The sequence below is a fragment of the Actinoplanes subglobosus genome, assembly GCF_042650585.1.
Classification (GTDB): domain Bacteria; phylum Actinomycetota; class Actinomycetes; order Mycobacteriales; family Micromonosporaceae; genus Actinoplanes; species Actinoplanes subglobosus.
The window spans coordinates 165,713-176,015 of record NZ_JBHSBL010000027.1; the positions used below are offsets into that span (position 1 = coordinate 165,713).

Genomic DNA, 10,303 nt, shown 5'->3' on the forward strand with positions numbered 1-10,303 from the left:
CCGTGCCGCGCCGTGCCGCGCCGCGCCGTGCCGCGCCGTGCCGCGCCGCGCCCGCGCTGTCCCGTGCCGTGCTGTCCCGTGCCGCGCCGCGCCGCGCCGTGCCGCGCCGTGCCGCGCCGTGCCGCGCCGTGCCGCGCCGTGCCGCGCCGTGCCGTGCCGTGCCGCGCCGCGCCGCGCCCGCGCTGTCCCGTGCCGCGCCGTCCCGCGCCGCGCCGTCCCGCGCCGCGCCGCGCCCGCGCTGTCCCGTGCCGTGCTGTCCCGTGCCGCGCCGTCCCGCGCCGCGCCGCGCCCGCGCTGTCCCGTGCCGCGCCGTCCCGTGCCGCGCCGTGCCTTTGTGTCGCGCGGTCCCGCGTCGTCCCGCGGCTGTCGTTTGCGCCGCCGCTGTGCCATCCACGCTGTGCGACCCCGCGTTTCCGTGCCTCGCAGCTTGAAAATCCCGGCGATCTTGACCGGCTTACCACCGCTTCCGGTGGAAAATCGACCAAGATCGCCGGGGTAAAGGTGGCCTCCCCGCTGGGTGGAGGCGGCCCGCTCCGCTGGGTGGCAGCGGCCCGTCCGCTCCCCACGAGCGGACGGGCCGGGTTGCGCGTCGTCAGACCAGGTCGCGGGCCAGCACGCCGATGTCCGGGTTGTCGGTGAACAGCCCGTCGATGCCGGTGCGCAGGAACGTCACCTGCTCGTCGATCGACTTACCGTAGGCCGCGACGTCGGCACCGACCCGCAGTTCCGCGGGAAGGAACGAGTTCTCCGCCCGGAACGTGTACGGGATCACCTTGATCCCAGCGGCGTGGGCGTCGGTGACGAGGCTGGTCGGCGTGCCGAGTGTCCCGTCCGCCTTGCGCGGGATGATCTGCCCCTTCTCCGGGCCGATGCCGTCGATGAACTCCGACAGCTCCTTGAGCCCGGCCGCGGTCAGGTAGTCGGCGTACGGCCGCGGGTCGTTGAACGGCGAACCGGCCGCGCTGCTCAGGAAGACCAGCGGCACCTCGATCCGGTGATCGTCGGCGAGGTCACGCAGGTTGGCCGCCTCGAACGACTGGATGAACACCTTCGCGCCCCGCTTGTCGAGACCGTTGCGGCGCAGCGTCCGGACCAGCGGCTTCTCCAGCTCGAGCCCGATGCCCCGGAAGAACGTCGGGTGCTTCGTCTCCGGGAAAACGCCCAGGTCACGGCCCAGTTCCTTGGAGAGCCGCTTACGCAGGTCGAGCATCTCCTGGAAGGTCGGCACCTCGAAGTAGCCGTCGTACACCGTGTTCCGCTGCCGGATCGCCGGGATCCGCTCGACGGCGCGCAGCGTCTTCAGCTCCGCCAGTGTGAAGTCCTGCGTCCACCAGCCGGTGACGCTGACACCGTCGAGGACCACGGTCCGCTTCCGCCCGGCGAACTCCGGACGTGACGCGACGTCGGTGGTGCCGCCGATCTCCGGTTCGTGCCGGCACACCAGAACGCCGTCCTTGGTGATCACCAGGTCGGGCTCCAGGTAGTCGGCGCCCAGTCGCGCGGCCAGCTCGTACGACGCGAGGGTGTGTTCGGGCCGGTAGCCGGAGGCCCCACGGTGACCCACCACCAGCGGCTTGGTCCGGCCGCCGCCGTGTCCGTGCCCGCCGGCCCAGGCAGGCGCGGAAGCGGCCCCGGCCAGCGCCGGAGCGGCAGCGGCGACAGCGCCGAAGCGCAGCACCTGACGGCGATCTGCCACGTCTTCCTCCTGAATGCTCGGATCCGGCGACCACCACCGGACGTCCGCACAGAGTCGACGCGACCGAACCGACCCCCAGGCGACGATGCCATGGCGTTTCTGCGAACGAGGGGTCAATGGTCGTTCCCGGACGAGCCCGCCCGGGTCAACGCCTCGCCGTCACCGTCACCCTCAACCGGAGCGGTCGCCGCCGCTCCAAAGTGGTCGCTGTCCAGGCCTCCCGTCGTTCGGCCGACTCGCTGTTCCCGTCTGCGCCCTTTCCGCACACACTGGCCCTACCCATACGCTGGCTGTCTCCGCACGCTGGCTGTCTCCGTCTGCTTGCCGTTCCCGCCTGATCGCCGCTCTCGGGTGGTGGCCGGTCGGGGGTGGACGTCGTCGTCGGGCAGGCCCGTCCGTCAGCGGGTCAGTGCGGCCTGGAGCCGTTTCGCCTCGCGGACCAGGCGGGTGCCGCCGCCGCGAGCGGCCACATCGGGCAGACCGGGAACGGCAGCGCGGGCACCGACGGCGGTGGCCGCCCGGGTGGCGAGCTCCAGCAGGTCGGGAAGGCCGCGTGGCGCGGCTGGCAACAGTCGTGGCAGCGCGGCCGCGAGCACCTCCCAGACGGTGGCCGCCGCCCCCGCCTGGTGGGCGTCGCGCAGGGCCGGCGCCACCCGGGCCAGCTTGATGGTGCCGTCGCTGCCGAGATCGCCGAGGTCGGCGCCGAGCGCGGCGGCGAACGGCTCGGTCCCGGCGGCGAAGCCCAGGAAGGCGTCGACGGCCGCGACCCGGTCGGCCTCGTGACGGGCGGCCAGCCCGTACGCCAAGGCGAGGGTGACCGCCGGACCGATCGGGCCCGCCGCGTCGGCCAGCAGTGGCAGCAACGCGGCGTCGCTGCCGTCCTGGTCGGCCAGCGCGGCGATGTCGGTCAGCGCCCACGCCGCGACGGCCTCGCGATGCTGTGGCAGCACCATCATGAGAACGTCGGACTGGTAGGTGGTGGTCACGTAATACTCCGGGCGGGACCGCCGGGTGAGGGTGACCAGCGCGTCCTCGAGAAGGATCCGGTCGCCGGACTCGCGGCCGGACTCCAGGTTGGCGACGACACGACGGGTGACGACCCGGCCGTCGGTGTCGAGACTCCGCTGCTCGAATCGGATGCTGACCGGGTCGGGCATCCCGCCGGCGCGGAGCCAGCCGGCCAACAGCTTCCCGGAGGGGGAGGTCAGCTCCTCGGCGCGGGCCAGCACCTCGGCGTCGACGGCCCGGGGCACCCGGAGCATCGCCTGCTGGAGGTCGAGCTGCCACGGCTCGACTCCGGCGGCCTCGCAACGCGCGATCCGGCCGACCAGCACATCCGCGTCGAGACTGCCGGTGACCTCGGTCGGAGTGGCGAGCAGAACCGGGACCGGCGCCTGGGCGACCTGCACCGCGATCTCGGCGACCCGCAGGGTGAGGATGCCCGACGGGGTGTTGACCAGTGACCGGTCCATCCCGCCGCTGATGTCGGTGAGGCTCCGCCGCACGGTGGCACGCAGCCGCTCCCGCATGACGTGCCCACGCTCGTGGCCGAGCCGGGCTCTGATCACCTCGCCGAGGAACGGCAGGCGCCCCCAGCGGTCGCCGAACACACCCGTGTGCCTGTCGAGCACCGGCGCCAGCGACTCTCCGAAGCCCTCCGGCGGCAGCGCGACCAGGGCGGCCAGGATCCGCTCCCAACGCACGGCGGACGGATCCGCGAGGAGGGCGGTCACCTCCTCCGCCAGCTCGGCGGCGCTCCCGATCGACGGTGGCATCACCGGCGACACGGGGAGGACCGGAACCGCCGGCACCGGCGGACCGGTGGCCGAGGCGGGCGCGGGTCCACCGACGCCTGTCTCGCCCGCCACGCCGGCGCCCGTCTCCTGGGTCACCCCGGTCATCGCGGTCATCGCGGCGGTGAGCCGGGCCACCACCTCGGCGGGTGCGTGCCCCAGATGGCGGGAGGTCACCATCCGCGCGCTCTCCTGGATGTCCAGCGACGGATGGTCGAACGCCCCCGCGACCGTTTCCACAATCTCGCCGGCCCGGTCCGGGCTGCGCCGAGCCGTCTCGTCCAGCAGCGTCAGACCGGCCCTGACCAGCACCTTCTCCTTTCGGGTGAGCGCTCCCGCGCCCGCATCGAGCACGGTGGCGATCTCGACGAGGTCGTGCTGGCCGAGGGTGCGCAACGCGGCCAGCGCGATCCGGGCGACCGGGGAGGGCGCGTCGCCGACCAGCCGGCTGTAGGCCACCGCGAACCGGGCCAGCTCGGCGGGTGTGGGCGCGAGAGCCTCATGCAGCAGTGCGAACGGGCGCAGCGCCCCCGGCCGGTCGCCGCGGGCCAGCCGGTCGACGGTCGCGTCGAGGATCGTCTGACGCTCCAGGCGCCCCTCGGTCACCAGCCGGGCGATCGCGACCGGGAAGGACATCTGCTCGCCGCCGAAGTCGTCGGACGGCAGCTCGCTGCCGAGCCCGTCGATCTCGAACACCGACGGGAGCAGCAGGTCGAGCCATGGGCTGCCCCGGAGCACGTCGGCGAGCGGGGTGCTCCACGAGTGGGTCTGGACGGCATCCACCCAGCCGCGGACCACGCCCTCGGTGACCGGTGGCTCGGTGCCGCCCTCGAGGAGCAGGAGCTCGGCGAACCGCCAGTCGCCGCGCCACGCGTCACGGGCCGACAGCCCCTGGGCCAGGCGGACGCCGAGGTCACCGATCCAGGTCAGCTGCCGTGCCCGCGCGATCTCGAGGAAGTGGCGGGCCGAGATGTCGGGCCACTCCCGCATGCCCCGGCGGGTGAGCAGGGTGGCGGCGCGGGCGGCGGTCGGCACGCAGGCGATCACGGCGAGCGCGAACAGGCCGGCCGGATCGAACGACCGGGCCCACCACTCGCCGGACCCGTTGCGGACGCGCCGCTCGACCTCGGCGGCGAACGCCAGCCGCTCCTGCTCGGTCGCGCCGAGCAGGAGCGCCGTCAGACCCGCGCTGTCGTTGCGGCGAAACGGCTCGTCGATCCCGTCCCAGGTGAGAGGCATGGTCCCCACCCTAGAAGCCGGGTACGACAAGAATTCACATCCGCAGGTGATCCCAGTCGAGGAGGCCCGTCCCGAGATCGCGGACCGTCGCCAGCAGACCCAGCCGGGCGGCCCGCAGCACCGGGTCCTCGTCCATCACGAAAACCTCGTCGAAGAACCGGCCGACCGGCTCGACCAGCGGGCGTACGGCGGACACGAACCCGGCCACGTCGGAGAACCCGGTGACCGCCGTCACCGCCTCGTGCAGGGCCACCTCGGCCGGCTCCTTGAGGACCGACGGGTCGTAACCGGCCACCGTCCCCGGCGGCACGATCCGCCGTGCCCGCTGGATCGCCGCCGCGACCGCCTGGAACCCGGGATCCGTCACGGCCGTGGCCAGCTGCGCCAGCAGCACGTCGACCAGGGCGGGCCGTCCCGCGTGCGGCAGGACCGCGCGGACCCGGTCCACCGGCTGGCCCTCCTCGACCAGTAGCTGCTCCAGCCGCCGTGCCAGGAACTCGCGGCAGTCGGCGAGTACCTGCTCGGAGACCGGCACCGGCTGCCCGGCCAGCGCCAGACCGTCGAAGAGGTCGAACGGTGCCAGCGCCGGCGTGGCCCGGTGCACCGCGAGCAGCCCCAGCACCGCCCGCCGCACGGCGAACGGGTCACTGGATCCGGTCGGCAGCCCGACCGTCGCGGCCAGTCCGGTCACCAGGTCGAGGCGGTCGGCCAGCGACAGCACGGCGCCCGGGACGGAGGCGGGCAGGGCGTCGCCGGTGTTGCGGGGCAACTCGGCCTCGTGGACGGCCTGTGCCACCGGCCGGTCCTCGCCGGCGTGCAGCGCGTAGTCGCGCGCCATCACACCGGCCAGGCTGGTCATCTCGGTCACGAGCTGCGAGCCGAGGTCGAATTTCAGCAGCTCAGCAGCCCTTTTTAGAACAGGTGAACCAATTCCGAGGCGCTCGGCGATAGAGAGAGCAAGGGCCTCGATCCGGCGGGCCCGGTCGGCCATCGAGCCGAGTCTGTCGGTGAAGGTGAGGCGGTCCAGATGGGCTTTCATCTCCGCGAGTGGCTTCTCGCGGTCCGCGCGGTAGAAGAACGCCGCGTCCTCGTAACGGGCTCGCAGCACCGCCTCGTTGCCGGCCCGCACCAGTTCCACGTCGACCGGCCCGTTCGCCACCGTGACGAACATGGGCAGCAGCGCCCCATCCTCGTCGCGCACCGGGAGATATCGCTGGTGTTTGCGCATGACGGTGGTGAGCACCGCGTCCGGCAGCGACAGATAGCCCTCGTCGAAGGTGCCGAGCAGCGGCAACGGTTGTTCGACCAGGTCGGTGATCTGGTCGATGAGCGCGGCCTCGCCCTTGACGTCGATCCTGCCGTCGGGATAGACGAGATCCTGGGCGCCGATGACGATCAGCTCACGGCGGTCCTCGTGGTCGGCGACGATACCGTTGACCCCGAGCGTCTCCAGGAAGGACTCGGCCGACGCGATGTCGGCGACCGGCGGTTCGGCGGTGCGCAGCAGCCGGGTCCGGCGCCCGGCGGCGAGCGCCGAGACGGCCACCGGCACCACGTCGTCGCCCCAGAGCGCGGTCAGCCAGCGGACCGGCCGGCTGAAGGCGAGCATCGGGTCGTTCCACCGCATGTTCTTGGCCGCGCGCAGCCCGGTGACGACCTCCGCGAGCACCGCGGCGAGCACGGCGGGTGCCGCGCGTCCGGCTTCGTGTTTCCGGACAACCACGTGGGGTACGCCGTTGAGCTCCTCGGTTTCGACATCGGCGAGACTGGCGCCCTGTCCGCGGGCGAAGCCCTCGAGCGCCTTCGTCGGCGCGCCGTCCGGTCCGTAGGCCTGCTGGACCTTGGGGCCCCTGACCGTGCGGACGTGGTCCTCCTCGCGGGCCGCGACCGCCGCGACGACGGCGATGAGGCGTCGCGGGGTGCCGAAGACGCGGACCTCGCCGTGGCCGAGGCGGGTGCCGGCGAGCCCCTCGGCGACCAGCCGGCCGACCTGTTCCCGGGCGGAGCGCAGTTCGGCCGGCGGCAGTTCCTCCGTGCCGATCTCGAAGACGAGGGTGCGCTCGCCGTCCCCGGTCTGGACGGTGGCGGCGGGCCGGGCCGGGGCGAGCGGTTCGACGGTGCCGAGCGGCAGGCCGAGTTCGGTGCGACGGTCGATCCAGAGCCGGGCGACCTCACCGGCGAGCCGGCGCATCCGGCTGAACTCGGCGGCCCGCTCGGCCGTGGAGACCGCGCCGCGGGCGTCGAGCACGTTGAAGGCCTGCGAGCACTTCAGGACGTAGGAGTGAGCCGGGACCGGGAGCCCGATGTCGATCATGCGCTGGGCCTCGGTGGCGTAGATCTCCAGCAGCCGCCGGTTCGCGTCGATGTCGGCGTCGTCGAGGTAATAGCGCGACATCTCGTATTCGGACTGGCCGAAGACCTCGCCGTAACTGACGCCGGGGGAGTACTCGATCTCCTTGAAGTGGGTCTTCTCCTGGAGCGCCATGATGATCCGCTCGATGCCGTAGGTGATCTCCACACTCACCGGATCGAGGTTGACGCCACCCACCTGCTGGAAATAGGTGAACTGGGTGATCTCCAGCCCGTCCAGCCACACCTCCCAGCCCAGCCCCCACGCGCCGACGGCCGGGGCAGCCCAGTTGTCCTCGACGAAGCGCACGTCGTGGGCGGCCACATCGACACCGAGGGCCAGGAGACTGCCGAGGTAGAGCTCCTGAGGGTTGCCGGGATCGGGCTTGAGGATGACCTGGAGCTGGGTGTGGGTCTGGAGGCGGTTCGGGTTCTCGCCGTAACGGGAGTCGTCGGGCCGCACCGACGGCTCGGGGTAGACGACGCGCCACGGTTCCGGTCCGAGCACCCGCAGGAGTGTTGCCGGATTGAGCGTTCCGGCGCCGACCTCGGTGTTCATCGGCTGGACCACCAGGCATCCCTGATCTGTCCAATACGCGGTCAACCGGGCCAGTGCGTCCTGCATGGTGAGCATGGGTCCGAAGTCTAGGTGTGCCCACACGGGGGTAGGTACGCAAATATGCTCGTCGGAGATCTTTACGCCTTTCAGGACCTCCTATCGGATGAGGAGAGCGCGACCGTGCACCGGGTTCGCGAGTTCCTCTCGGCCGAGGTCGTCCCGATCGCCAATGAATACTGGGCGCGGGCCGAGTTCCCGTCCCATCTGATCAAGCAGTTCGCCGGGCTCGGCCTGGCCGGCGTGGAGCGGTCGTCGCTGGTGGACGGCTGGCTTGCTCTGGAGATGGGCCATGCCGACGCCTCGATGGCCACGTTCTACGGGGTGCACGCCGGTCTCGCGATGGGCAGCATCCAGGAGTGCGGCTCGCCCGAGCAGAGGGAGCGGTGGCTGCCGTCGATGGCGTCGTTCGACCGGATCGGGGCGTTCGCGCTGACCGAGCCGACCGGCGGCTCGGACGTCTCGGCGGGTCTGCGCACCACCGCCCGGCGGGAAGGCGACACCTGGGTGCTCAACGGGCGTAAGCGGTGGATCGGCAACGCCACCTTCGCCGACCTGATCGTCGTGTGGGCCCGTGACGAGGCGGACGGCCAGGTCAAGGGTTTCGTGGTGGAGAAGGGCGCGCCCGGGTTCACCGCTACCAAGATCGATAACAAGATCGCGCTGCGGATCGTGCAGAACGCCGACATCGAGCTGGCCGGTGTCCGGGTGCCGGAGTCCGACCGGCTGCAACTGGCCGGCTCCTTCAAGGACACCGCCCGGGTGCTGCGGGCGACCCGGGCCGGTGTGGCGTGGCAGTCGGTGGGGCTGATGATCGCCGCCTACGAGATCGCCCTGAGCTATGCCGGCGAGCGCAAGCAGTTCGGCCGTCCGATCGCCAAGTTCCAGCTGGTCCAGGACCTTCTGGTGCGGATGGCCGGCAACGTGACCGGGTCGCTGGGGATGTGCGTGCGGCTGGCCCAGCTCCAGGACGCCGGCGTCTACAAGGACGAGCACTCGGCGCTGGCCAAGGCCTACTGCACCACCCGGATGCGGGAGGTCGTCGGCTGGGCACGCGAGCTGCTGGCGGGCAACGGCATCGTCCTCGACTACGACATCGGCCGTTTCGTGGCCGACGCCGAGGCCTTGTACTCCTACGAGGGCACCCGCGAGATCAACTCACTGATCGTCGGCCGGGCCATCACCGGCCACGGCGCATTCGTCTGATCCCGGCGCGGGGCGCGAGGAAGGCGGCCGCGTACGGAGGAAGGCGGCGGGGCAGGGGGCGCGGGGAAAGGGCGCGGGGCGCGGCGGAAGGCGGCGGGCCGCGAGGCGCGGGGGAAAGGCCGCGGGGCGCGGGGAAAGGGCGCTAGGCGCGGGGGAAGGGCGCGAGGCGCGGCGGAAAGGCGGCGGGGCGCGGGGGAAGGGCCGCGGGGCGCGGGGGAAGGGCCGCGGTGCGCGGGGGAAGGGCCGCGGTGCGCGGAGGAACGGCCGCGGGGCGCGGGAGGAAGGCGGCCGGGTATGGAGCAAGACGGCCGAGCTCCGGGAAGGACGGCACGGCCCAGAGGTGGCAGAGCCGTCGCCCGGCCCTGGAGGGATGGCGGTGCGCGTGGGACAGCCGTGGCCGGGGCCGGGCTGTCCCGGACCCGGCCGCCGCCGTTGTCGTCGATCAGATGTATTCGCGCTGGGTGCGCTTCTGAGAGGCGCTGAACGACAGGTTGCAGGAGGTGAGTTCGTTGTCGCTGGCCGGTGCCGCGCTGGTCCACTCGAGGTAGAAGTGACCGCGGGTGATGCCGGGGTTCAGTTCGAACTCGGTCGGGCCCTCGCCCTCGGGGAAGTCCCGCCAGCCGGGAGCGCCGGGCTGGTAGGTGTTCGTGGCGTCGGCGGTGAAGCCGATCCGGCCGCCGGACTTGGGGCGCAGGCATTCCCGGTTCAGGGTGACCTTGATCGGTCCCGCGCTGATGAACTGCTCCGGGCCCTCGGTGGTGCATTTCGGCAGGCACGACAGCGCGTCAGCCGTCCACGAGTAGAGGAACTGGTCGACCGGCCGGTCGACGTAGACCTTCAGGCCCCAGAAACCGTCCGCCGAGATGTCCCTGGTCCGGTGCTGGTACTTGGCCATGTAGTCGCCGCTGACCGTGGCCGCGGTCGTCCAGCGGAACTTGCCGGAGCTGCCGGCCTGGGTCGATCCCAGGTGGACCTGCTTGTCCTCCGGCTTGTTGCCCTGGAAGTAGAAGTCGACGCGGCCGGCGTTGCCGGTGTCCTTGCCGACGATCCCGGCCCAGCCGCTGAGGACGACCCGGCCGCCCGGTGTCGTCTCGGCCGGTCCGACCTTGAATTCCATGTCCGTCACGATCTCGTTCTTCGGTGGCGGGGGCGCCGCCGCGGCCGGTGCCGAGCCGGTCAGCGTGGCGACCAGCGCGACGCCGATCGTGAGCACGCGAGTACTGCCCACCGTGTCCTCCCCGTGGGGTAGTTTCGTGATGATTCAGCCCGAAAACTACCAGTCAGGGATGCACCTTTCGTCGCTTCTGGCGGGTTGGCGGCGCGTCCGCGCAACGACGAACCGCCGCCGCCCCGCGCCGCGAAAGCCGGCCCGCGCCGCGAAAGCCGGCCCGCGCCGCGAAAGCC

Annotated in this window: 5 protein-coding genes; 1 reads left to right on the top strand and 4 read right to left on the bottom strand. The window is 72.2% G+C overall.

Annotation, left to right across the window (positions count from 1 at the left end):
• Positions 1 to 592 precede the first annotated feature (592 nt).
• The 3 genes from ACFO0C_RS40510 to ACFO0C_RS40520 form a co-directional block, all read right to left on the bottom strand.
• On the bottom strand, positions 593 to 1,696 hold the full coding sequence (locus tag ACFO0C_RS40510) for a glycerophosphodiester phosphodiesterase (RefSeq protein ID WP_378072125.1): 1,104 nt from the start codon (positions 1,694 to 1,696) through the stop codon (positions 593 to 595).
• Between the two features lie 398 nt (positions 1,697 to 2,094).
• On the bottom strand, positions 2,095 to 4,728 hold the full coding sequence (locus ACFO0C_RS40515; protein ID WP_378072126.1) for a DUF6493 family protein: 2,634 nt from the start codon (positions 4,726 to 4,728) through the stop codon (positions 2,095 to 2,097).
• A 34-nt stretch (positions 4,729 to 4,762) separates the two neighbouring features.
• Complete coding sequence (locus tag ACFO0C_RS40520; protein ID WP_378072127.1) at positions 4,763 to 7,711, bottom strand: glycine--tRNA ligase; 2,949 nt, start codon at positions 7,709 to 7,711, stop codon at positions 4,763 to 4,765.
• A 45-nt stretch (positions 7,712 to 7,756) separates the two neighbouring features.
• On the opposite strand from ACFO0C_RS40520, the gene ACFO0C_RS40525 reads away from it, so the two are divergent.
• The gene (locus ACFO0C_RS40525; RefSeq protein ID WP_378072128.1) at positions 7,757 to 8,899 is read left to right on the top strand and encodes an acyl-CoA dehydrogenase family protein; all 1,143 of its coding nucleotides are present in this window, start codon (positions 7,757 to 7,759) and stop codon (positions 8,897 to 8,899) included.
• A gap of 442 nt (positions 8,900 to 9,341) precedes the next feature.
• On the opposite strand, the gene ACFO0C_RS40530 is transcribed toward ACFO0C_RS40525, so the two are convergent.
• The gene (locus ACFO0C_RS40530) at positions 9,342 to 10,127 is read right to left on the bottom strand and encodes a hypothetical protein (RefSeq protein ID WP_378072129.1); all 786 of its coding nucleotides are present in this window, start codon (positions 10,125 to 10,127) and stop codon (positions 9,342 to 9,344) included.
• Between the last annotated feature and the right edge of the window lie 176 nt (positions 10,128 to 10,303).

Excerpts from the sequence above, each read along its gene's own strand:
- ACFO0C_RS40525 (WP_378072128.1), top strand. The coding sequence starts at position 7,757 with ATGCTCGTCGGAGATCTTTACGCCTTTCAGGACCTCCTATCGGATGAG.
- ACFO0C_RS40520 (WP_378072127.1), bottom strand. The coding sequence starts at position 7,711 with ATGCTCACCATGCAGGACGCACTGGCCCGGTTGACCGCGTATTGGACA.
- ACFO0C_RS40515 (WP_378072126.1), bottom strand. The coding sequence starts at position 4,728 with ATGCCTCTCACCTGGGACGGGATCGACGAGCCGTTTCGCCGCAACGAC.